The organism is Nonomuraea sp. NPDC050451 (assembly GCF_044458585.1).
Genome location: NZ_JBITHZ010000014.1, coordinates 123,353 through 146,865, shown reverse-complemented (window position 1 = coordinate 146,865; position 23,513 = coordinate 123,353). Strand labels below are relative to the sequence as shown.

Sequence of the window (23,513 nt, the reverse complement as noted above, 5' to 3'; positions counted from 1 at the left end):
ATGTCCGGGCGGGTTTGACTACCTGTGAGGAGATGTGGTCGCATCGTGACCTATGTTTCTGATGGGATGAATTAGACCGGTCCGGGGGAGAACGTTTCATGCCGCACGCCCTTCTGCGCGTGCTCGCTTCGACGTCCATCGCAAGCGCCACAGTCCTGGTGGCACTGCCACCGAGTGCCCAAGCTCAGACGCAGGCCCACACCCAGGTGAGGGTCCAGCCCGTGCCCGCCGTGCAGGAGCCGCCGGCCGCCGCGGTCAGCGTTCCCACCCGGCCCTCGCTCGCCGTCAGGCCCGCGGGCACCGGGCGGGTGGGCCCCGACGAGCCCGAGGTGACCACGCCCGCCGGGTCGCGGCTCATCGACGAGGTCACCGCCGAGGCCGCCTCCGTCCAGGAGGAACAGGGCTTCGGCAGGCAGGCGCCCGACGTCCGGAGTGTGCTGCCCGACACCGCGGACGCCGAGCCGCTGACGCTGATCAAGCCGCTGGCGCCGATCCTCAAGGCGTTCGACGGGCTGGGCAAGGCCGTGCCGGGGCTGACGTACCGGCTGTGCGTCCAGAGCGAGGCCGTGCCGGTCTCCTGCTCGATCTCGCAGCCGGTCGCCACGCCGGCCGTCGCCGACGTCACCGGCGACGGCAGGCCCGACCTGGCCGCCGACCTCGTGCCCACGGCAAACCCCGCGGAGGGGTCGGCCGGGCTGGGGTTCGCGGTCAAGCGGCTGTCGCAGGAGAAGGTCAAGGCGCTGGTCTGGGCCGAGTACGACGGCAAGGTCTCGGTCGGGTTCGACGGCCTGCGGCACGGCGCGTCGCTGTCGGCCTTCGACTGGGGGACGTTCGGCGTCGACCTGACGGGCAAGCAGGTCAAGGCCAGCGTGAAGCGTACCGATCCGGGGAGGTCCGCGGCCCTGGTCGCGGGGCTGACCGGCCGCAGCGTGGTGAGCCTGCGCCAGACGCCCGCCACCGAGAAGCTCAGCGTGAACGCCGCGCTCGACTCGCCCTCCCTGGACGTCCACGCCTCCGCGCCCGCCAAGCTGGAGGCGCTGGCCGTGAACAGCCGCCAGTTCACCCAGGCCGTGCTCGACCGCATGCCCGCCCGCGCCGCGGTGCGGCTGTCGGACGGCGAGGTCCGCTTCACCAGCCCGTCCTCGATCGCCCGCGCCCGGCTGCACAGCTTCACCTACCGTGACGGCAAGCTGGCCAGGGTGCTGAGCGCCCAGGTCAGGAAGGTGCCGCCGACCCTGACCGCCAAGTACGCGGCCGGGGACGGCAAGCAGACCCTGACCGTCGAGTCCGCCAAGGGCCGGGCCGGGGCGGCCTCCCTGCTCTTCTTCGACCGGGCCGCGGGCAAGACCGTGCTGAAGACCGAGCTGAGCGACCTGCCGGCCAAGGTGCGCCTGGTCAACGACCTGGCCGAGCACCGCGTCACGCACACGACCAGCTCGCCCATCGGCCGGTTCGCCGTGGTGCTCCAGCGCAACGAGGGCGCCATCTCCAGCCCGCGCGGCGGCCACGTCACCATGATCAAGAACGGTGACGCGGTGGGGGTGTCGGGCCTGCTGTCGGGGCTGTCCGGCTTCGACGTCACCTACGGGGCCGTGCCGCACGCCCACCTGGAGGTCGGCTCCAGCGGGCGCTCGTTCGTGGGCGCGGCCAGCATCGACGGCACCCACGTGGCCCGCCTGGAGATCTCGAACACGCCCTCCACCGTGGACGTCACCCTCGACCCCGCGGGCCGGAAGGCCGAATACCAGGCCAGCGGCGTGATCCGCACCGTCCGCGCCGCCTACACCAACCTCAGGACGGGCCCCACCATCGACGGCACCGTCCGGGGCGTGCGCGACGACGTCAAGGCGTCGTGGGAGCTGGGCGAGCGCTCGACCGTCAAGGTCGCCACGTCCGCCAAGATTGACCAGATCAAGATTTATGCCAATAAAGCGCACGTGACCTCGCCGTCCGGGGAGGACCTGGAGGCGACCGTCGAGGGCGTGCGCAAGAGCGTCGACCTGGTCGCCGACACGGGCGCCAGGACACTCACCTGGACCGCGGACGCGCCGGTGACCAAGGTCTCGGCCCTGGCCAGGGCCAAGCTCGGCGACCGGTACACCAGGGCCGCCGCCGAGGTGAGCGGCGTGCCGGCCCGCTTCGACGCCTCGTGGGACCCGGCGTCGTACCGCTTCCGCGGCCTGTCCGGGCCGGTCGGGTCGGCGGAGCTGGCGTTCACCAACCACGACGGCGCCAAGGCCCCCACCGGGCCGCACCTGTCGGCGCACTACAGCCAGGCCACCGGCGACCTGGACGCCAGCGTGCTGGTCAAGGGGCTCAAGCAGGTCGGGTTCAGCCCCTTGAAAGGCACAGCCGCGCAGGGGTTCAGCGCGGACTTCAGCTCGGCCCGGCAGACGCTGGCCGTGGACGCCGACGTCACGCAGGGTGACACCCGCTTCGGCCTGATCGGCACGCTCGGGCCCGTGCCCGGCCGCCTGTCCATCACCTCCGACGGCGGCAAGCTCACCTACGCCGGCTCGCGCCTGGACGTGCGCGCCCGCGCCTGGCTCGGCAAGGCCGGGGCGCTCGACCGCATGCGGCCCGCGCCCGCCGTGCCCGGCGGCGTGTCCCTGGTGGACGGCGGCTGCGCGGCCGGATCCGCGGGCTGCTCCAAGGGGCCGTTCTGCACGCCGGATCGCGGCTGCTTCGGCCTGCAGGGCTACCTCGACGTGAGCGGGCTGCCGGACCAGGTGAGCGTGGACATGGCGGGCAGGACGTTCGCGTTCTCGGGGTTCAGCCCGCGGCGCAAGAGCCTCGGCGTCTATCTCGCGAGCAGCGTCCTGTCACCCGTGCCCGTCAAGGCCAGGGCCACCCTGACCGGGCTGCCCTCCCGGATCACCAGCATGTCGCTGGGGCCGTTCGGCGTGTCGCAGGGCAACGCCGTGCAGGCCGCGTACCGCATCGAGCCGGCCGCCACGCTCGGCGCGCTCGACGTGCAGGCCGAGGCCGGTGACCTGCGCGGGCACGTGTCGATCGACCCCGTGCCGGCCTCGGTGTCCGTCCAGGGCACGTACGGCGCCCAGACCCGCATCCGCGTCAACAACTCCGCGGCCGTCAAGCGCCTGGACGCCAAGGTCACCCTGGCCGGGAAGGGCACCGGCGAGCTGCGCTTCGCGGACGTGCCGGCCGCGTTCGGGGTGGACGCCGACGCCTCGGCCGCCGGGCTGAGCGTGCCGGCGCTCACCTACAAGTCGAACGTCAGCACCCTCGACGGTTACCTCGGCGTCGAGGGCGGCCTGGTGGACCCGCAGGGCAGGCTCGGTGACGTGTCGTTCGCGGTCAAGGACCTGGCCGCGGACACCACGATCCGCATGAACCCCGACCAGTCGCTCGACGTCGTCTCCCGCCCCGTACCCACGGGCCGCCTGTCGCTGCACGCGGGGCTGCGGATGGACGCGGTCGCGCCGCAGCAGATCTCCGTGAGCAAGGAGGTCCCGTACACGACGGGCTTCCTCACCTACAACGTCGGCGGGAAGTTCGGGCTGGGGGCGAGCGCGGTCAAGGACCTGTCGCTGGACGCGCAGCGCGTGTCGTGGCTGCGCATCCGGCCCGGCAAGGTCCCGTTCGGCCTGAAGGCGCCCCCGGCCCTCGGGTACGTCGCGCCCGGCTTCGAGGGCGACTACGGTCAGCTCAAGCTGGCCGCCAAGGGGGTGGACCTGCGGCCCGAGGTATCCCTGGACGTGCGGCTGAGCAGGGAGGTCGGCAGCGACGTCTTCCGCGACTCGGTGCGGCTGGCCCCCACCGACTCGCTCGCGCTGCGCCGCTACGACCAGCGGATGCGGCGGATCGGGGCCAAGCAGGAGATCAAGGCGGCGGGGATCAGCCTGGCGTGCGTGACGGTGGACGCCAAGCCCGGCTTCGCGGCCGGCAACGGGTCGAGCTCCATCACGCTGCGCGGCGCCGACGGGCCCCAGATGGTGTCGCTGCTGGATCCGGGGGGCCAGGTGCCGGACTACGCGGTGGACCTGCTGACCCACTTCATGAGCCCGTTCCCGGGGGCGGAGTGGAAGGTCGCGGGCACCAAGGCCGGCGGCTGCGACTCCGCGCCGCGCCCGGCTTCTCGCTGACCGTGCGCTGACCCGCCGCACCCGGCGCGGCGGGTCAGTTCGGGCCGCGGTAGCCGGGTGGCGGGTCAGTTTGGGCCGCGGTAGCCGGGTGGCGGGCGCTCGCCCTCGTACGCCTGCACCGGGCGGCCGGACAGGAACGCCCTCAGGAGCCCGAGGTACGCCCCGCTCTCGTAGGCGTCATCCTTGTCGGCCTCGTCGTCGAGGTAGGCGAGCGTGGCCGACGGCAGCGCCCGCCGGTAGTCCATGGCCGACGTCCAGCCCTGCTCGTCACACCGGCTCTTGACGATCAGCACCGGGGCCTTCGCCTCCGACAGGCTGAGCGGGAGGGAGGACGGCGCCGTCCGCCCGGTCAGGCCGACGTAACCCCCGGATCCGGTCGCGGCGGCGGCCGGGCACGGATGCGGCGCCCCCTGCCGGACGAGGTCGAGGTAGGCGTCCAGCTCCCGGTCGCCGGCGAAGTCGTGCGCCGCCCGCGGGTCCACCCGCAGCAGCGTGGAGACGGCGAGCAGGCGCGGGTCCGGCGAGCCGTCGCGCCCGAACATCGCCGCGAGCTCGACCTCGCCGTCCGCCTTCCGCTGCGGAGGCAGCCCGGTGGGGGAGGCCAGGACCGCCCTCGCCACCCGGTCGGGGTGCGCGGCCAGGTAGGCGGTGGCGAGCTGGGCGCCGTAGTCGTGGGCGACCAGGTTCAGCCGGTCCGCGCCCACGGTCTGCCTGATGGCCTCCAGGTCCTCCACGTCGCGCGTCAGGCCGTACTCGCGAGGGTCGCGCAGCCGGGCCGAGCGCCCGGCCCCGAGCTGGTCGTAGACGTACACCTGGTAGCCGTCCGCCGTCAGCTTCCTGAAGAAGGCCGAGGACGCCGCCAGGTCGGCCACGCCGGGCCCTCCGTGCAGGAACACCACGGGGTCGGGATGCGTGACCCGCTTCGGCGCGAACCGTACGTACGCCAGCTCCGACCCCGTCGGCAGCCGCCACTCGCGCTGCCCGGCCACCGGCGCCGGGGGAGCGGGGGGCTGCGGCGGGCGCAGCGTGGCGACGCCGACCGGCCACACGACGGCCGCCTCCACCCCGAGGATCACCAGCGCCCGCAACCAGCGCCCCCACGCCGCCCTCGGCCTGGGCACGCACAGCAGCAGCCCCAGGAAGAACACCGACGCGAAGACCGCCAGCCCCGTCACCGTGAACGTGGTCGCCTGCGCGCCCACCATCGCCATCCCTGCCAGCGTGGCCAGCCCGAGGACCGGCGACAGGGCCAGCACCCCGGCACCCGCCACTGCCCGTCCAGCCAGTCTGGCGAAAGAAGCCACAAGGGGACGTTAGTGCACGCCACGGGTTTCGGTCAGGGGGATGGGATTCCGGCCTCAGGGTGGGATAGCGCTTTCCGGCTGGATGGGGTGAAATAACAGCGTCCCTCTACAGGCTGGAGATTCCGTGCCACTGTTCGACCTGCCGCTTGAGCAGCTCCGCAGCTACCTCCCCGAACGCGACGAGCCCGCCGACTTCGACGCGTTCTGGTCACGCACCCTGGCCGAGGCCAGGGAGTTCGACCTGAGCGCCGAGTACGTCCCGTACGACCTGCCTCTCGCCACCGTCGACGTGTTCGACGTGTCCTTCGCGGGCTGGGGCGGGCACCGGATCAACGGGTGGTTCCTGGTGCCGCGCGGTGTGGAGGGCCCGGTGCCGTGCGTGATGCACTACATCGGCTACAGCGGCGGCCGCGGGTTCCCCAAGGACCACCTGTTCTGGCCCTCGGCCGGGTACGCGGTGTTCGTGATGGAGACGCGCGGCCACGGCGGCGTCAACGCCGGCAGCCCCGGCACGACCGGAGACCCGCACGGCAGCGCCTCGCCGCAGGCGCCGGGCATGATGACCCGCGGCATCCTCGACCCGGACGACTACTACTACCGGCGCGTCTTCACCGACGCCGTCAGGGCCGTGGACGCGGCGCTGGAGCACCCGGCCGTGGACGCGGGCCGGGTCGTCGTCTCGGGCGGCAGCCAGGGCGGCGGCATCGCCCAGGCCACGGCCGCGCTGCACCCGGGGGTCAAGGCGGCGTTGATCGACGTGCCGTTCCTGACCCACTTCCGGCGGGCGGTCGAGATCACGGGCAAGGACCCGTACCAGGAGCTGGTGCGTTTCCTCTCGACCCGCAGGGACACCGCCGACCAGGTCTTCCGCACGCTGTCATACTTCGACGGGCTCAACTTCGCCGCCCGCGGACAGGTGCCCGCGCTCTACTCGGTGGCGCTGATGGACGACATCTGCCCGCCGTCCACCGTGTTCGCCGGGTACAACCACTGGCAGGGCCCGAAGGAGATCTCCGTGTGGCCCTGGAACGGCCACGAGGGCGGCGGCGGCTTCCAGACGGAGGAGCAGCTGCGTTACCTCCACAAGCTTCTCAGCGACGGCTGACGGGCGCGCCCGCCGTGCCGGTGCGGCACGGCGGGCGCCCATGTCACGCCGTCTGGTCCTTGACCAGGAACGACACGCTTCCCTGGTCGTCGGCTCCGGCGTCCAGTGACTTGTCCTCCAATACGGTGGCGGCCACGGGGTCGAGGTAGACGCGCGCCCCCTCGGTCTCGACGACCTCGTCCGCCGGCTCCGGAGCGGTGGCCAGCGTAAGGGTGAGCGAACTCGCGCCCTCTCCCTGAGACGAGATGCGGATCCCGCTCTGAGAAGGTTCGGGCGCAGACGAGGTCAGATCGCGGATCGCCTGGGCTGCGTTGGCTGTCAGGGTGAGCACTACGGCTCCTCCTCACGGTCGACGTTCAGGAGTTGCCTGCCCTTCCCCCGACTCACCAGCCCAACCCTTTTTGACTGTTTCTTTACTCAGATTTCCTGGAGCTCCCTATGGAGAATGGGGGCCATGGACTTCGCGGAGCAGAGGCAGGCCATGGTGGCGCACCTGCGGGAACGCCAGGACATCAGCGATCCCGTGGCCGCCGCGCTGCTGGCGGTGCCGCGCCACCTCTTCCTGCCCGGCGTCGACCCCGAGGCCGCCTACCGCGACGAGCCCATCGTCACCAAACGTGACGACGCGGGCCGGCCGATCAGCTCGTCCTCCCAGCCCGCGATCATGGCTACCATGCTCGACCAGCTCGGCGTCGAACCGGGGCACCGGGTGCTGGAGATCGGCGCGGGCACCGGCTACAACGCGGCGCTGCTGGCCCACCTCGCCGGGCCCGCCGGGCACGTGGTGAGCGTCGACATCGACGAGGACATCGTCACGCGGGCCAGACGGCACCTGTCCGCCGCCGGGGCGGCGCGGGTGGAGGCGGTGTGCGCGGACGGCGTCCAGGGGTACGCGGAGCGGGCCCCGTACGACCGCGTGATCGCCACGGTCGGCGTGTGGGACCTCGCCCCGGCGTGGCTGGAGCAGCTGGGCGCGGGCGGGCGGCTGGTGGCGCCGCTCGACCTGCGGGGCGTGCAGGTGTCCGTGGCCCTCGAACGCGCCGGCGACCACTGGGCCAGCCGGTCGGTGGCGCCGTGCGGGTTCATGCGGATGCGCGGGGCGTTCGCCGGGCCGGAGGCGATCGTGGTGCTGCGCCAGGATCCCGAGCTCATGCTGGGCCTGCCCGAGTGGCGCGAGATCGGCGACGTGCTGGCCGCGCTCGACGCCGAGCCCGCCGAGGTCGCCGTCAACGGGGGCGAGGCGGCGGCGTACGGGCCAGGCGTCTGGCTGTGGCTGGCCCTGCGCGACTCCCGGTGCTGCGTCCTGACCGGCAGGCTGGGGCAGGGGTACGGCATGAGCGCCGGTCTCGTCGACGGCCACTCCATCGCGCTGCTCGGAGGGGAGGGCGCGCACGTGGCCCGCGGCCGGGGACCCACCGGCCCGGGTCTGGCGGCCCAGGGCCACGGTCCCGGGGGCGCGGCGCTGGCGGCCGACCTGGCCGGGCACGTGCGGGCTTGGGACGAGGCGGGCCGTCCGGAGGCGGGCGACATGCGCATCCACGCCTACCCCGGGCGCGCCCGCGGCGACGGGACGGGGACGGTCATCCCGAAGCGCCACACGACCCTGGTGGTCACCTTCAACTGACCGCTCACACGCCGGTGACGGACTCCGAGGCGACGGCTCGCGAGCCGTCGCCGATCTTCGGCCGGCCGGTCTTCAGCTGGCCGTCCCATGCGCCGTCGCGGATCTTCAGGCGACCGTCCACTCGCCGTCGCGGATGAGGTCGCGCCCGCGCAGCTCGTTCGCCTCGCGCCAGGCCTGCAGGCGGACCGGCGTGATGCGGAAGTAGTGGTACGACTCGGGCTCCTTGCGCGGGTCGAAGCCCGCCTTCGCCGCGAACGCGTCGCCGACCTCGGCCGGGATCTCGACGTCTGGGACGGCCTCGGCCGTGCCCTCGACGAGGACGACGTCGCGCACCAGCCCCACGCCCACGCGCAGCCGGCCGGACGCGAGCAGGTTGCGGGCGGTCTGGCTGGCGCTGACGGTGGAGATCAGCAGGGTCGCGCCGTCCCAGAGGAACGACAACGGCACCAGGTACGGCACCCCGCCCTCGTCCGCCGTGGCCACCCAGGCGTCCACGTCGTGCTCCAGCCGGTCGAGGGTGTCCCGCTTGCGCTGGTGGGGCGTGCGGGGGTCTGGGTGGGTCATCCGTGCTCCGGTCACATCGGCCTCATGGTCGTCGCCATTATCGACGACAGCGCGCGAATGAGACCTGCGACCCCACGGCGCCGCCATCCGGTCCCACGGCCGGCTGGCGCGCGTCCAGCGCCGTGCGTCCGCCTCCGCGCTTGCGGCCCGCCTCCGCGCGTCCGATCGCTCCCGCCCCTCCGTGCGCGGTCGTCCCTCAGTGCTTGGCCGCCGCTCCGCACCTGGAGCGCGGCGTGGCGGCGCCGGGACGCCGGAGCGCGGTGTGGCTGACGGTCCCGGCCCTGGATCCGGGGAGGCGGTGGGGTGGAGGCGTCCGGAGGTGAAATGTTGGGTCTTGAGGGAAGGGTGATTACTGTCTGTATTGGATATGTATCACCCTGTCATAGGAAATGCTCATGCGCACACTGTTGCTGGCCGCCGTGACCCTCGCCGCTCTAGGAGGCTGTGCCGACGTGCCGACGGACACCGCGGGCCTGGCGCCGCGTACCGACACGCAGCCCTCCGAGCAGGACAAGGCCTGGATGCGGGCCATCCACGAGGGCAACCTGGCCGAGGTCCAGGCCGGGCAGCTCGGGGCGGGCAAGGGCAAGTCGGCGCGGATCAAGTCGATCGGCAAGATGCTCGTCGTCGACCACACCAAGCTCGACACCAAGGTGACCAGGGCGGCCACGCAGCTCCACATCGCGCTGCCCATGTCCCCGAGCGCCGACCAGCGCGCCATGCTGGCCGAGCTGCGGGACTCGCCGCCCAACGAGTTCGACCAGGACTTCATGGCCGCCATGATCAACGCGCACCAGGAGGCGCTGGCGGCCACGAAGATCGAGATCTCCCGCGGGACCTCGCCGACGGTGGTGGCGCTGGCCAAGACGGCCGAGCCGTCGCTGGTGGCGCACCTGACCGCGCTGCGGCAGCCCGAAGGCGGCACGCCCACGCAGACGTCCACCGAGTCGTCCATCGGCACGCCCACGGAGACGTCCCCGGGGCCGGAGACGCCTCACGGCGAGTAGAGCTCGATCTCGTTGAGCATGCTGCACGTCCGGCCGAGCTCGGGCTCGCAGCCGGAGGTCGGCTCGGTGACGATCTTGATGTGCCGGCCCGTGCGGTCGATCGCCTCGTACCGCATCGCGTAGTCCGTCCGGTCCCTGATCGTGACGACGGGCTCGCCCCAGGAGCGGCCGTCCTTGGAGACGTACACGCGGGCCCCGGCCGGATGGCCCGGGCGCAGGCTGAGGCCGATCCGGGTCAGCGCGTACTGGCGGTCCAGGTGCAGCACGTACCGGCCGCGGCCCTTGGCGACGGCGCTCGACCAGTAGCCGGTGCTGCCGTCGAAGGCCCCGCCGGGGCGGCTCCTGGGGCGGCCGGTCCAGCGCATGGTGGTCTCGACGCTCACCTGTCCGTTCCGGCGCATCGCGGCCAGGTCCAGCAGGCCGGGGCCAGGCGGGTCGATCGTGAACAGCTGCCGCTTGATCGCGTACCAGCCGCCGCTCTCGAAGCGCCCGTGCGCCGGGCAGGCGGTCTCGTCCAGCAGGCCGTTGGGGCGCACGCCGGGCAGCTTGCAGTTGTCGAACACCTGGATCAGCCGGTGCGGGCCGAGCGCCGCGATCCCGGTGTAGCCGGACGAGCCGTGCACGGGCCAGATGCCGTCGCGGTTGTGGTACGTCACCCGCGGCTCCAGCCACTCCTCGCCGAGCCCGTCGGGGGAGACGGCCATCCAGTTGTCCGGGCGCCCGGCGCTGAGCACGAGGACGCCGTCCGGCATCAGCAGCAGCCGCGGCGCCACGCCGCGGACCACGCAGTCCTGGCCCGCGAAGCGCAGCTCGGCGACCGGCGACCAGGTGCGCCCGCCGTCGGTGGAGCGGCTCTGGTGCAGCGTCGAGAACCGGCCGCCGTCGCGGCGCAGCACCGCCAGCAGGCTGCCGTCCATCGTCTGCGCGATGCTCGCCTCGTTGTAGACCAACCCGTCGGACGGTGGCGCGATCACGCCGCGCCGCTCGAACGTGCGGCCGCCGTCCCGGCTGGCGTACAGCTCGGCCTGGTACGTCCCCGTGTCGCTGTACTGGGCGTACATCGTGATCAGGATCGTGCCGTCGGCGAGCTGCACCGGCAGCCCGTGCGTGGCCCCGCCGGGCAGCAGGTCGCCGGGCGTGGTCAGCGTCGCCTCGGAGCGCACCCAGCTCTCCCCGTCCTCCAGCGACGAGGTGGTGAGCACGCCCAAGGTGCCCGAGTGCGGGCTGGTGACCTGCAGGTAGTACTCGGTGGCGAAGTACCGGCCGTCGAGCAGCTGGATGGGGGCCTCGCGGAGCGGCGTCAGGTTCGCCGGGCCGAACGAGAGCCCGCCGTCGTCGGAGACCGCGACCGAGTTGGTGAGGGTGACGATCTGGTCCACGTTCGTGGTGAAGGTGCTGATCACCTTCTGCCGGGGAGCCCCGCCGGGGCCCACGACGTCGAGGGCCGAGACGTTCGGGAAGCCCGCGAAGTCGAGCCGTTCGGACTCCGTCGGCTCCCGGCCGACGGGCGGCGGATTGGGATGAATCCAGTCTGGTGAGGAAGCAGTATCGATCAGGTAAGCCTCGCCCGGGATGGACGGCTGGGAGTGATCCGGTAGCTGGCAGTAACCGGCCGCTGCCTGCGTCGCGTCGGGCGGCGCGGGCAGTCCCGCGGCCACCGACAAGGCCACGACCACGGATCTTGGCACCCACACCGGCTCGCTCCCCGCATGTCCCCCGAACTGACCGAACCGTTCGGACTCTAGATGATCCACGCTCCGTAACACCGGATTCACCTGCGGGAAGTCGCGGGTTCACGGCTGCCGCCGATCGGGCGGCGAGAGATCCATACTGGTTTGGTTAAGTACCAGTTGACAGAAAACCCCTCTCTGACGACGATCGGGACGGCACTATTAAGTGTCAATTTACGTAAGGCCGTCGGGAGGTGGCCCCAGATGAGCATCGAGCCGAGGGCGAGAGTGGCCCCAGAGCGAGTGCTGCCAGGCCCGGTGCCCCTGGCGCCGGAGACAGCCGCCCAGCAACGGGTGGTTCAGCGGATCTGCGCCAGGGTGGCGCCCGCCGGCGTGGACGTCGGCGTCGACGAAGTACCCCCGGGCGGCCTGCAGGTGTGGATCGACACCCCGGTGCCGGTCGCCGCGCAGGAGTCCTGGGTGCTCTACCACCGCATGGCGCGCGAGGTCGCGCTCGTCGGCTGGCACTGCGAGGCCGACGCCGACCGCCTGCTGGTCCTCGGCTGGAGCGCCGCCTGCCTGCACAACCGCGTACGCCTGCTCCAGAGCGGGCTGCGCCGGCTGACCGACTTCGAATCGACCGCGCAGCGGGCCGTGCAGCTCGAAGGGCGGCGCCCGGACCAGCCCGCCACCGAGGTCGTCGCCGCCGTGAACGCCTCGATCGAACGGCGGCTGCGCTGGCCCGAGCGCCTGGCCGAGCTCGACGGGTTCGAGCGCAGTTCGGGGCTGGCCCACCTGCAGCTGCTCCTCGCCCAGGTCATCGGACTGGAGGCGAAGGTCTCGGCCGCCTGCGCGGAGCACCTCGTCATGGCAAGGGTGCTGGCGCGGGCCGTCTGCGAGCAGTACGCCCGCCACTCCGACCTGTCGCGCGCCCAGCGCGACGTGCTGGCAGAGTCCCGCCGTTGGGTGCACGCCAGCTCCATGATCCGAGGCTCGGCCGGCGCCCGGCCGAGCACCGGCGGCACCGCCGGCCGTCCCCACATGGGGCTGGCGGAGCGTCGCATCGCCGCGAGCGTCATCAACCACGGCGTGCCGCGGGCGACCCCCGCGGCCGTCACTCCGGTGGTCGACCACCTCGACCACAAGGAGGGCGCACGCTGACCCAGATCCGCTCAACGGCGAGCGGTCGCCCGGAAAACCCCATCTAGTCCGGTAGGAGAGCTCCCGTCATGCGAACCCCCCCGCACCTGCCCGCCAGAACGATCCGCGACACCCGGGACACCGACACCATCCGGCCCCGTCGGCACCCCTACGGCCTGCACGAGGTCCCCGTGCAGTCGGCGCCGCTCGGAACCCTCGACCTCCCCGACGCCCCCGGCGAGCCCGACGAGTACGTCGAGCAGCGGCTGCTCGGCATCAGGGAGATGTCCAACCAGGCCATCGGCTCCATCGACGACCTGCTCCAGCACACCGCGTGAGCCGAAAGAGGAGAGTCATGCAGGGACTAGAGCGACTGGAGCTGAAGTCGCACGACGTCGGGGGTCACCAACCGCGTTCCGTGGCGGGCATCGACGCGCCGCGCAGCCTCGACGAGGTGCGCGCGCTCGTACGGCAGTCCATGAGGACCGGCCGCCGCCTCTACCCGATCAGCACCGGCAGGAACTGGGGCATGGGCTCGGCCGTGCCGGTCACCGACGACAACCTGGTCGTGAACCTGAGCGGCATGAACCGCATCCGCAGCCTCGACCTCGAGGCCGGCTTCGCGGTCATCGAGCCCGGGGTGACCCAGGCACAGCTCGCCGAGGCGCTGCACGACACCCCCTGGATGCTGAACGTCACCAACTCCTGCGCCGACACCTCCGTCGTGGGCAACGCCCTGGACCGCGGCGACGGCACCTTCCGCTCCCGGGTGCACGACGTGGCCGGGCTGGAGGCCGTGCTGGCCGACGGCAGCGTGGTCACCACCGGCGGGCTGGACCCGGCGGGGCGCTACCACGGCCGGGTCGCCGGGCCCGACCTGACGCCCGCCTTCGTCCAGCACAACCTGGGCATCGTCACCGCCATGGCCGTCGCCCTCGTTCCGCGTCCGCAGACCGTCGGCTTCGTCCACGGCCGCATCCCGCGCGAGCAGGTCGGCGTCGCGCTCGACGCGATCGCCGGTTTCCTGCGCCGCGGCAACCCCGCCGACGGGATGCTGCGGGTGCGCGAGCTGGCGCTCGTTCCGAGCCACGGCGACTGGTTCCTGCCCAAGGGCGTCGACCCCGACCTGTTCACCGTCATGGGGCCGCTGCTCGGCAGCGACGCCGCCGTCGAACTGGCCGAGGAACTGCTGCGCAAGGCACTCATCGAGGTCGAGGGCGCCGAGGCGCTGCGCGTGGTCGACGCGGCCGAGGTGGGCCCCGACGACCCGCTCTACCCGAGGGCGCTCATGTCCCAGGGCATCCCCACCTGCCTGGGTGTGCGCAACGCCCTCCGCGTCACCTCCTGCGACCAGATCGACGAGGGCCAGATCGGCTTCCTGGCGCTGATGCCGCTGATGCCGACGCACGCCCGCAGGACCGAACACATCCTGGCCGCGCTCCAGACGGCCGTGGACGCGCACACCACCGCGCTCATGGTCGAGTGGAACCTCGTCAGCCGGCACATGGCCAACGGCGTCATCCAGATCTTCTTCGAACGGGGCGTGCCGGACGCCCCCTACCGCGCCCACCAGCTCCGCAACGACGGCAACTGCCTGCTGCGCAGCCACGGGTGCGCCATCTACCGCTCAGACATCGACCACGCCGCGGCCGACGTGTGGTCGGAGACCAGCACCGCCAGCCTCGGCATGCTGCACCGGCTCAAGACCGCCCTCGACCCGGACGGCCTGCTCTCGCCCGGCCGCTACGGCGCTTAACCGAAGGACCCACCTCCGCCGGGTCGCACAGCCGGAGTGTGCCGGTCGGCGGAGACCACTCATAGCTTGGAGGTGACCACGTGCGTTCGTCACCAGCGCGGGGGACGAGCACCATCGACCGTCGTCACGCCGTGATGCTGCGGCTGGTCGGTGCGGGTGTCATGTTGACGGTGATGGCCGACACCACGGCCACCACCCTGGCAGTCGGAGTCCTGCGGTACACACCCGCCGGGGCCGGCATGCCGCTGGGCGACCTGGTCTGGCTGACCAGCGCGGCGTTCATCCCGATCGCGGCGCTGCTGGCCACCGCGGGCCGCTGGGCGGACCTGTTCGGCCGCCGACGGGTCCTGGCCGTCGGGCTCGTGGTGTTCGTCCTGGGCGGTATCGCCACCGTCCTGGTGGACTCCTGGTCGTACGTCCTGGCGGCACGGGCCGTCCAGGGCGCCGGTGCCGCGGCGATGATCCCGGCCAGCCTCGGGCTGCTGCTCGGAGAGCTGCCGGAGTCGCAGCGGCGCGGCGCGATCGCCCTGTGGAGCTCCGCCTCCGGGCTGGGCTGCCTGCTCATGCAGGCGGGCGGCGGCTGGCTGGCCGCCACCGTCGGCTGGCGGGCCCTGTTCGTTCCCGACGTCGTCATCGGCGTCGCGCTCCTGATCGCCTGCGCCGCGCTTCCGCCGGGTAAGCGCGCCGGCGCCAGGGGCCTGCCGGACGTCCTCGGCGCGTGGTTGCTCGCCGCGGGCATCGCGGTCATCGTGCTGGCCATCTCCAAGGCGATGGCCTGGGGCATGGACGTGGTGTGGCTGGCGCTGGCCGCGCTGGCCCTGCTGGGCGGCGCGCTCGCGCAGGCCAAGCACCACCGCCTGCCCGCGATCGACCTGGCCCTGTGGCGGCGCCCCAGATTCGTCTGGGGCTGGCTCGCGACCTGGGGCTTCGGCGCCCTTTCGTACGGGCTGCTGACCGTGCAGCCGCTGTACCTGCTCCACCTGGGCTACCCCATGCTCGAGGTGGCCATGTGGCTGACACCCACGTCGGTGGCGGTCGTCGTGACGAGCTTCCTGGCCGGGCGGATCGTCAAGCGGGTCGGCGCGTACGGGCTGATCTACGCGGGCTCGCTGCTGTGCGGCGGCGCCTGCGTGCTCGTGCTGACGCAGGCCGGGCCCACCGTGTGGGGCCTGATCGCCAGCGTCGTGGTGGGCATCGGCGTCGGCGCGCTCGCGCCGGGCACCTCCGTCGCCACCACCCTGGCCGCCCGTCCCCACCAGTACGCCTCCGCCGTCGGCGCGGCCACCATGGCCCGCATGGTCGGCGGGGCCGTGGGCGTCGCCGTCGTGTCGGTCGTCATCGACCACCCGTTCATGACCGGCCCCTTCGCGGGGCTGGCGGGCGCGCTCGCGATGTGCGTGGCCATCTCCGTGCTGATCGGCGCACTGGCCCTCACCAAGATCACCCGGCTACGGACCGACCCGGGCGACGTCATGATCAAAGTGCCGCGCCGGCTGCTGCTGGAGCTGCGCATGACTCTCGCCACCGTGGCGGCGGAGGCCGACGCGTTACTGCCTGTCGAGACCCGCACACCCCCCACGGACCACATCCCGCGGCCGCGGGCGGCCGAGCCAGGCCCGCTCGCAGGTTCCCGCGGGAACCCGAACTAGTTCAACCATTCGAAAGGGCTCTCGTCATGGCAACCACATCGTGCGACGTAGCGATCGTCGGCGCCGGGCTCGGCGGCTGCTTCCTCGCCTTGCTGCTGGGTCGCCGCGGCCGTCGCGTCGTCGTCATCGAGCAGGGACCCTCGGTCCCCAGCGCGGGCGCGGACTTCCTCAAGCCGCCCGGGCTCCGGGTGCTGGCCCGCCACGGGCTGGCCGACTTGGTCGGACGCCATGGCCTCAGGCGCGAAACCATCCGCTACTACCACGACGGCGACCCCATCCAGGAGTGCCGCTTCCCGGACGGAGGCTTCCTCGTCCGCCCCTATCGGGAGCTGGTCGAGCTCATCTACACGAGCTGCGTCATGGAGGGCGTCGACTTCTGGTTCGACGCCAGCATCGACGACATCGCGGTCGGCGACGGCCGCGTGGAGGAGCTGACGCTGTCGAACGGGCGCCGGCTGCGGGCCGGCGTCGTGATCGGCGCCGACGGCACCAAGTCGGCCGTACGGCAGGCGCTCGACATCGAGCAGCGCACGCTCCCGTACGAGCGGCTGCTGATGCGGGTGGCCACCGTCCCGCTGACCGCCAGCGTCGCCCAGCTCAACCGGCTGTACTTCAGCTCGGAAGGCTGGTTCGCCTACCTCTACCCGATCAACAGGGACCAGGCCAGGGTGTTCGTCGGCCTGCCCCCCGAGGACGACAAGGAGATCTTCCAGGACGGCATCCCCGCGCTGCTCGACGAGCTGAAGAAGTTCGTCACCGACAGCTCGGACGCCTTCAACGTCCTCCAGCCCGCGACCTGGCAGCGGATCAAGGTCTCCTCGATGCGGGTGTCGGAGTACCACAAGGGCAACGCGGCGCTCCTGGGCTCGGCCGCGTTCGCCTGCCACCCCATGACCGGGATGGGCATGAGCTACACGCTGCACGACGCGGAGCTCCTGGCCGACGTCATCTGCGCGGCCGGCGGCGACGCGGACCTGCTGGAGCGGCTGCTGTCGGCCCGCTACGAGCCCCGCAGGGAAGCCCACAGGCAGCTGATCGACTACGGGGACGCCCTGGCCGCGACCTTCCACGACCGGGACGCCTACCTCGCGGCCTTCCGCCCGGACCTGCACATCTACGGCGACGCCGCGGCTCTGCAGCCGATCTGAGCCGGTGTCCCCGCCGCCCGCCATTCCCCACCAGGTGAGGTCGTCCAGTGCCACGCTGAGTGCGATGGGCCGGCCCTATCCCCAGGCGGCGGGGGCGCCCATCGGGCGCCCCCGGTGGTAGGGCGTGCACTACCAAGAGAACGGGTGACAGCGGGGGTCCGCCGGGCCACCGTCTCTCGCGATGCTGATGAGTGATCACATACGACTCGTCAGCATCGGAGAGAAACGTGGGGACTGTGGGGACCGCCGCCGTTCAGCGCGGCAGCGACTTCGCGAGGCTGTCACGCCGCATCGCCGAGGCGGGGCTGCTGGACAAGCGGCCAGGCTATTACGCGGCCAGGATCAGCCTGGTGGCCGGCCTGTTCGCGGGAAGCTGGGCGTTGTTCGCCATGGTCGGGGACTCCTGGTGGCAGATCCCGGTCGCGGTGCTGCTCGCCGTGGCCTTCGCCCAGGTGACGCTCCTGGCCCACGACCTGGCGCACGGGCAGATCTCCCGGTCGCGGCACACCAGCAGGATCGCCGGGCTGCTGGTGGGCAACCTGGCCGTCGGCCTCAGCTACGGCTGGTGGATGGACAAGCACACGCGCCACCACGCCAACCCCAACCACGAGGAGCACGACCCCGACGTCGCGCCCGACATCCTGATCTGGTCGCAGAAGCAGGCCGAGGAGGCGCGCGGGATACCCCGGTTCGTCGGGCGCTGGCAGGCGTTCCTGTTCTTCCCGCTGCTCACCCTCGAAGGCCTGAACCTGAAGGTGTCGAGCTTCCGCGCGCTGCGCCGCCCCTCGCTCAAGAGCAGAGGGCTCGAAGGGCTGCTGCTGAGCGCGCACGTGCTCCTCTACCTGGGGGCGGTGTTCCTGGTGCTGCCCTTCGGCACGGCGCTGGTGTTCGTGGCCGTGCACCAGGCCTGCTACGGCGTCTACCTCGGCTGCACGTTCGCGCCCAACCACAAGGGCATGCCGGTCCTGACCGCGGAGGACGAGCTGGACTTCCTGCGCCGCCAGGTCCTGACCTCCAGGAACGTACGCGGCGGGCGCCTGGTCAACACCGCGCTCGGCGGCCTGAACTACCAGATCGAGCACCACCTGTTCCCCAGCATGCCGACCGCGAACCTGCGCAGGGCGCAGCCCATCGTCCGCGAGTACTGCGAGCGGCTCGGCGTCGACTACGTCGAATGCGGCCTGTTCGCGTCGTGGGGCCAGGCCCTGCGGCACTTGCACGAAGCCGGACGCCCGCTACGCGAGGGAGTGCCGTCGCCCGGAGGAGCGTCGGGAGCGTAGGCGACCGAGCCCGCCTTTGCGGAGCAGAGGCCATAAGCACGCGTTGGTAGGGTTTAGTCGTAAATAGGCGGATCTGAGCGGGTGGGGATAGGTGGAGGTCGAACAGACAGCGCTGCCGGGGATCGGGCTACGACACGACTTCACCACCCGCAAAGGACAGCGGGTCGGCGTCGTGTCCCACCGCACGGGCCGCCGCGACCTGGTGATCTACGACGCGGACGATCCCGACGCCGTCTGCCACGTGGTCAAGCTCAACGACGAGGAGGCCGACGCCCTGGCCGAGCTCCTCGGCGCCCCCCGCATCGTGCAGCGACTCAACCAGCTGCACCAGCAGGTCGAGGGCCTGGTCAGCGTGCAGCTTCCCATCCCCGACGGCTCCCCCTACGCCGGGCGTCCCATGGGCGACGCCCGCGTGCGGACCCGTACCAGCGCCTCCATCGTGGCCGTCGTGCGCGGCGGGCGGGTCTTCGCCAGCCCGGGCCCCGACTTCGTGTTCGCCGCGGGCGACGTCGTGGTCGTCGTGGGCAGCGAGGACACCACCGCCGAGGTGGCCGGCATCCTGGCGGACGGGTAGGGCCGCGGGTGCACCATACCGCGGTCCTCTTTCTCGAGTTCGGTGCCATAGTCCTTGCCCTGGGAATCCTGGGCGCCCTCGCGCTGCGCGTGGGCATCTCGCCCATCCCGCTCTACCTGATCGCCGGCCTGGCGTTCGGGACCGGCGGGGTGCTGCCGCTGGCGACCAGCGACGACTTCGTCTCCGTCGGCGCGGAGCTGGGCGTCGTCCTGCTGCTGCTGACGCTCGGCCTGGAGTACAACGCCGACGAGCTGGTCACCAGCCTGACCGGAAACATCCGCGCGGGCATCGTCGACCTGGTGCTGAACGCCGCCCCCGGCGCGATCTGCGCGTTGTTGCTGGGCTGGGGCCCGGTCGCGGCCGTCGCCATGGCGGGCGTCACGTACGCCACCTCCTCGGGCATCACCGCCAAGGTGCTGTCCGACCTGGGGTGGATCGGTAACCGGGAGACGCCGACAGTGCTGTCGCTGCTGGTCTTCGAAGACCTGACGATGGCCGTCTACCTGCCGATCCTGACGACCATCCTGGCCGGGCTGAACCTGGCCAGCGGGGCCATCGCGGTGGGCGTCGCGCTGCTGACTGTGAGCGTGGTGCTGGTCGTGGCGCTCAAGTTCGGGCGCTTCATCGAGGCGTTCGTGGCCAGCCCCAACAACGAGGTGCTGCTGCTCAAGGTGGTCGGGCTCGCCCTGCTCGTGGCCGGGCTCGCCCAGCAGCTGAACGTGTCGGCGGCGGTCGGCGCGTTCCTGGTCGGGATCGCGCTGTCCGGCGAGCTCGCCGAGGACGCGCAGGCGCTGCTGGCGCCGTTGCGCGACCTGTTCGCGGCGGTGTTCTTCGTCTTCTTCGGCCTCCAGACCGATCCGGCCAAGATCCTGCCCGTGGCGGGGCTGGCCGCGCTGCTCGCCCTGGTCAGCATGGTCACCAAGCTGCTGACCGGCGCGTACGCGGCCAGGCGGGCGGGCATCGGCAAGGCGGGCCAGGCGCGGGCGGGCATCGCGCTCATCCCGCGCGGCGAGTTCAACATCGTCATCGCGGGCCTGGCCGTGGGCGCGGGCGCCCACCCCGACCTGGGCGCGCTGGCGGCGGCGTACGTCCTCATCCTGGCGGCGTTCGGGCCCCTGGCGGCCAAGCTCGTGCAACCGCTCATCACCGCCATCGCCAAGCGGTCCTGATCCGCTAGTTTGTTCGCATGATCCAGCCCACCGAGAAGACGATCTGGTCCACCGACTGGGACAGCGTGGAGATCTCCGGCGAGAGCCATCGCCGGGTGCTGTTCCAGGACATGGACATGACCGAGCTGGTCGACCACGGCTCCTCCTTCGAGGAGTGCCACTTCAGCAACGTGCGCTTCAACGTGTCGGTCCACGACGACGCCCGCTTCGTCAACTGCACGTTCACGCGGTGCTCGTTCTTCGACGCGACGTTCGACGGGTGCAAGCTGACCGGCAGCGTGTTCGACGGGTGCACGTACGGGCTGCTCAAGGTCGAGGGCGGTGACTGGTCGTACGTCAGCCTGGCCGGCGCCGACCTGCGGGGCAGCGTCTTCCGCGGCACCCGGCTGCGGGAGGCCGACCTGTCGGGCGCCCGGCTGGAGGGCGCCGAGCTGCGGCGGGCCGACCTGTCGGGGGCGTCGCTGCGCGGCGCCGACCTGACGCGGTGCGACCTGCGCGGCAGCGACCTGAGCACGCTCGACCCGCTCACCGTCACGCTCAAGAACGCGGTCATCGACCCCTTCCAGGCGACGGTCGTGGCCGGCGCCCTGGGGCTCGACGTACGCGAGTAGGCGGCCATCGAGATCGGCTGCGGATCTCCGGCGGGCGGGCGAGTATGTCCGTGTGAAAATCACCGATCTCCACCCGGCCGAGCGGGCCGTGGCCGAAGCCGTGTCCCACGGCAGGGAAGTCGACCTGCGCTCGGGCGACCTCGACCCGGTCGTGCGCGCGCAGGCCCTGGCCGAGGTGCTCCTGGGCGAGCACGACGGGCCCAAGCCCGCGCTGCGCCTCATCGGCGCCCGGATCACCGGCCTGCTCCACCTGGCCTTCGCCGAGATCGGCTTCCCGGTCACCCTTGAGCAGTGCGCGTTCGACGAGGCGCCCGACCTGTACCAGACGCGCACCCGGTTCCTCAGCCTGAGCGGCTCCTCGCTGCCCGGCCTGATCGCCTCGAACATCCAGGTCGACGGCAACCTGCGCCTGGCCGGCTGCCACGTCACCGGCGAGCTGCGCCTGTCCGGCGCCCGCGTCAGCGGCAACCTCAACCTCAACCGCGCCCACCTGGAGAACCCGGGCGGGGCCGTCGTCAACGGCGAGCACCTCGACGTCGGGGGCAACCTGCGGGCCCAGGACGGCTTCAGCAGCCACGGCGAGATCATCCTCACGGCCGCGCGGATCGGCGCCGCCGTCAACCTCGACGACGCCCGCCTGCACGCGCCCGGCGGCATGGCCCTCGAGGCGTCCAACCTGACCGCCCAGGTGGGCCTGTTCGCCCGGAGGATGACGGTCGACGGGGAGATCTGCGTGCGCTCCGCCCGCGTCAGCGGGCCGCTCACGCTGCGCGGCTCGCGCGTGCGCAACCCCGGCGGCATCGCCGTGCGCTGCGGTGGGCTCAACGCCGAAGGCGGCCTGTTCCTGTCGCTGGTCGAGACCGAGGGCCAGGTACGCCTGGGGAGCGCCGCCGTCGCCCGCTCGCTCAACCTCGACGGCGCCACCCTGCGCAACCCGGGCGGCGTGGCCCTGGCCGGCGACGGCCTCACGGTGGACGGCGCCCTGCACGCCCGCGACGGGATGACCGCGGAGGGCGAGATCAGCCTGCTCGACGCCTCCGTCACCGGCCCCGCCCACTTCGAGGGCGCCAGGCTGGCCAACCCCGGCGGCTCGGCCCTGACGGCCAACGGCATCACGGTCGGCAAGGTGCTCAACCTCTGCAGCGGCTTCTCGGCGCAGGGCCGGGTCCGGCTGACCAACGCCCAGGTCGGCAGCCGCCTGTGCTTCGACGACGCCACGCTGGAGGCCCCCGGCGAGGTGGCGCTCAAATGCTGGCGGGTGGAGGCGCGCGAGCTGGCCCTGCGTACCGCCGCACCCGTCCGGGGCACGGTGGAGCTGCGCCACGCGCGCATCGGCGTCCTGCGCGACGACCCCGGCGTCTGGCCGGACGCGATGCGCATGGACGGGCTCGCGTACGAGGTGCTCGACCCCATGCTGCCCGCCGCCGGACGGCTCGGCTGGCTGCGCAGGGACCCCGAGGGCTACCTGCCGAACGCGTACGAGCAGCTCGCCGCGATGTACCGGCGGCTGGGCAGCGACGCTGACGCCCGCGACACGCTCCTGGCCAGCCAGCAGCGGCGGCGCGCCACCCTCCCGTGGTACGCCGGGTTCTGGGGCCACCTCCAGGACGTCACCGTCGGGTACGGCTTCCGCCCCTTACGCGCGGCCGCCTGGCTGGTGGCGCTCCTGGCCGTGGGCACGACCGTGTTCGGCCTGGCCGAGCCGCCGCCGCTGAAGCCGGGGGAGGCCCCGCGGTTCCACGCGCTCGTCTACACGCTGGACCTGCTGCTGCCGATCATCGACTTCGGGCAGGAGAAGGCGTTCAACCCCGGCGGCGGGACGCAGTGGCTCGCGTACGGGCTGATCGCCGCCGGCTGGGTGCTGGCCACCACGATCGCCGCGGGCCTGACCAGGTCGCTGCGCCGGGCGTAGCGGCGGTCAGCCGCTCACGGCCCGCAGGGCGCCCGGGAGGCGGCCGGTCAGGCGGTCGAGCGCGGCCGAGGTGGCGGCGTCGGCCGGCAGGTAGACGATCAGCCGCTGGTCGTCGTAGGAGAGCTCGAGCTGCTCGCGCTTGAGCCGCAGCTCCCCGGCCAGCGGATGCGCCAGCCGCTCCACGGGAGCCGGCAGCGGCGGGGCGGCCGGCCGGGCGGGCCGCCCGCTGAACGACTCGCCCGCCGCGAACGACAGCTCCGCGACCAGCTCCTCCGCGAACGGGTCGGCCCTGGCTGCCGCCAGCTTGAGCACGGTCGCGTGCTCGTCGGCCACGCGGTCCCAGTCGGGGTAGGCGGCCCTGGCCCGCGGGTCGGCGAACACGTACCTGACCATGTTGGGCGGATCGCCGTCGAGCAGCCCGACCGGGCCGTACAGCCGCTCGAACCCCGTGGTGCGGGCGAGCACCTCGCCCACCCGGTTGAGCAGCACCGCGGGCGCGGGCTCCAGCCGGTCGAGCACCGCTCGCACCGTCGGGCGCACCGTGCGGGCCGGTGCCTCGCCCGCGGCCGGGCACAGCAGCACGTCGCCGCTGGCCACCTTGGCCAGCTGGCGCAGGTGGACGCGCTCCTCGGGAGTCAGCCGCAGCGCCTCGGCCAGCGTGATGATCACCTGCGTGGACGGGTTGCGGTCGCGGCCCTGCTCCAGCCTGGTCAGGTATTCGACGCTCACGCCCGCCAGGGTGGCCAGCTCGGACCTGCGCAGGCCCGGCGTGCGCCGCCGCGGGCCGCCGGGCAGCCCGACGTCCTCCGGCTTGACGGCCTCGCGGCGGGAGCGCAGGAAGGCCCCCAGTTCGTTGTCACCCACAGGTCCCGAGTGTAGGCCCGGCGCCCGGCC

At 72.5% G+C, this 23,513-nt stretch carries 19 protein-coding genes; 14 read left to right on the top strand and 5 right to left on the bottom strand.

The window, feature by feature from the left end; genetic code table 11:
- Positions 1–221 precede the first annotated feature (221 nt).
- Entirely contained in the window at positions 222–4,106 is a 3,885-nt protein-coding gene (locus ACIBI9_RS35765) for a hypothetical protein (protein ID WP_397228710.1), read from the top strand.
- Between the two features lie 65 nt (positions 4,107–4,171).
- Here the strand turns inward: ACIBI9_RS35765 and ACIBI9_RS35760 are convergent, their stop codons facing one another.
- On the bottom strand, positions 4,172–5,410 hold the full coding sequence (locus ACIBI9_RS35760; RefSeq protein ID WP_397228709.1) for an alpha/beta hydrolase: 1,239 nt from the start codon (positions 5,408–5,410) through the stop codon (positions 4,172–4,174).
- 124 nt (positions 5,411–5,534) lie between these two features.
- Between ACIBI9_RS35760 and ACIBI9_RS35755 the strand changes: the two genes are divergently transcribed.
- Positions 5,535–6,515 (top strand): acetylxylan esterase, encoded by a 981-nt coding sequence (locus ACIBI9_RS35755; RefSeq protein WP_397228707.1) that lies wholly within the window; start codon positions 5,535–5,537, stop codon positions 6,513–6,515.
- A 43-nt stretch (positions 6,516–6,558) separates the two neighbouring features.
- On the opposite strand, the gene ACIBI9_RS35750 is transcribed toward ACIBI9_RS35755, so the two are convergent.
- Positions 6,559–6,846 (bottom strand): HesB/IscA family protein, encoded by a 288-nt coding sequence (locus tag ACIBI9_RS35750; RefSeq protein ID WP_387560156.1) that lies wholly within the window; start codon positions 6,844–6,846, stop codon positions 6,559–6,561.
- Between the two features lie 123 nt (positions 6,847–6,969).
- Here ACIBI9_RS35750 and fxlM point away from each other — a divergent pair, with 123 nt between their 5' ends.
- Positions 6,970–8,139, top strand: coding sequence for a methyltransferase, FxLD system (gene fxlM, locus ACIBI9_RS35745; RefSeq protein ID WP_397228705.1), 1,170 nt, complete (start codon positions 6,970–6,972; stop codon positions 8,137–8,139).
- 105 nt (positions 8,140–8,244) lie between these two features.
- Here the strand turns inward: fxlM and ACIBI9_RS35740 are convergent, their stop codons facing one another.
- Complete coding sequence (locus ACIBI9_RS35740) at positions 8,245–8,703, bottom strand: pyridoxamine 5'-phosphate oxidase family protein (RefSeq protein ID WP_397228703.1); 459 nt, start codon at positions 8,701–8,703, stop codon at positions 8,245–8,247.
- A 395-nt stretch (positions 8,704–9,098) separates the two neighbouring features.
- Between ACIBI9_RS35740 and ACIBI9_RS35735 the strand changes: the two genes are divergently transcribed.
- A complete protein-coding gene (locus ACIBI9_RS35735; protein ID WP_397228701.1) occupies positions 9,099–9,710 on the top strand; it encodes a DUF4142 domain-containing protein in 612 nt (203 codons plus the stop codon).
- On the opposite strand, the gene ACIBI9_RS35730 is transcribed toward ACIBI9_RS35735, so the two are convergent.
- The gene (locus ACIBI9_RS35730; protein ID WP_397228699.1) at positions 9,698–11,398 is read right to left on the bottom strand and encodes a sialidase family protein; all 1,701 of its coding nucleotides are present in this window, start codon (positions 11,396–11,398) and stop codon (positions 9,698–9,700) included. The two genes, ACIBI9_RS35735 and ACIBI9_RS35730, sit on opposite strands and share 13 nt — an antisense overlap.
- Before the next feature lie 246 nt (positions 11,399–11,644).
- Here ACIBI9_RS35730 and ACIBI9_RS35725 point away from each other — a divergent pair, with 246 nt between their 5' ends.
- The 10 genes from ACIBI9_RS35725 (at position 11,645) to ACIBI9_RS35680 (ending at position 22,619) form a co-directional block, all read left to right on the top strand.
- Positions 11,645–12,541: a hypothetical protein gene (locus tag ACIBI9_RS35725; RefSeq protein ID WP_397228697.1), complete on the top strand. Its 897-nt coding sequence runs from the start codon at positions 11,645–11,647 to the stop codon at positions 12,539–12,541.
- Positions 12,542–12,609: 68 nt separating this feature from the next.
- The gene (locus ACIBI9_RS35720) at positions 12,610–12,858 is read left to right on the top strand and encodes a hypothetical protein (protein WP_397228695.1); all 249 of its coding nucleotides are present in this window, start codon (positions 12,610–12,612) and stop codon (positions 12,856–12,858) included.
- A gap of 17 nt (positions 12,859–12,875) precedes the next feature.
- Entirely contained in the window at positions 12,876–14,276 is a 1,401-nt protein-coding gene (locus ACIBI9_RS35715) for an FAD-binding oxidoreductase (protein WP_397228693.1), read from the top strand.
- Positions 14,277–14,356: 80 nt separating this feature from the next.
- Positions 14,357–15,925 carry an MFS transporter gene (locus ACIBI9_RS35710; RefSeq protein ID WP_397228691.1) on the top strand — a complete coding sequence of 523 codons (1,569 nt, stop codon included), beginning with the start codon at positions 14,357–14,359 and terminating at the stop codon, positions 15,923–15,925.
- Positions 15,926–15,951: 26 nt separating this feature from the next.
- The gene (locus ACIBI9_RS35705) at positions 15,952–17,073 is read left to right on the top strand and encodes an FAD-dependent monooxygenase (protein WP_397228689.1); all 1,122 of its coding nucleotides are present in this window, start codon (positions 15,952–15,954) and stop codon (positions 17,071–17,073) included.
- Positions 17,074–17,381: 308 nt separating this feature from the next.
- Entirely contained in the window at positions 17,382–18,353 is a 972-nt protein-coding gene (locus ACIBI9_RS35700; RefSeq protein WP_397229009.1) for a fatty acid desaturase family protein, read from the top strand.
- 91 nt (positions 18,354–18,444) lie between these two features.
- Positions 18,445–18,927 (top strand): cation:proton antiporter regulatory subunit, encoded by a 483-nt coding sequence (locus tag ACIBI9_RS35695; protein ID WP_397228687.1) that lies wholly within the window; start codon positions 18,445–18,447, stop codon positions 18,925–18,927.
- 8 nt (positions 18,928–18,935) lie between these two features.
- Complete coding sequence (locus tag ACIBI9_RS35690; protein WP_397228685.1) at positions 18,936–20,096, top strand: cation:proton antiporter; 1,161 nt, start codon at positions 18,936–18,938, stop codon at positions 20,094–20,096.
- Between the two features lie 17 nt (positions 20,097–20,113).
- Positions 20,114–20,707 (top strand): pentapeptide repeat-containing protein, encoded by a 594-nt coding sequence (locus ACIBI9_RS35685; RefSeq protein WP_397228683.1) that lies wholly within the window; start codon positions 20,114–20,116, stop codon positions 20,705–20,707.
- Between the two features lie 52 nt (positions 20,708–20,759).
- Positions 20,760–22,619 (top strand): hypothetical protein, encoded by a 1,860-nt coding sequence (locus tag ACIBI9_RS35680; RefSeq protein WP_397228681.1) that lies wholly within the window; start codon positions 20,760–20,762, stop codon positions 22,617–22,619.
- A 6-nt stretch (positions 22,620–22,625) separates the two neighbouring features.
- On the opposite strand, the gene ACIBI9_RS35675 is transcribed toward ACIBI9_RS35680, so the two are convergent.
- Positions 22,626–23,483, bottom strand: coding sequence for a helix-turn-helix domain-containing protein (locus ACIBI9_RS35675; protein WP_397228679.1), 858 nt, complete (start codon positions 23,481–23,483; stop codon positions 22,626–22,628).
- Between the last annotated feature and the right edge of the window lie 30 nt (positions 23,484–23,513).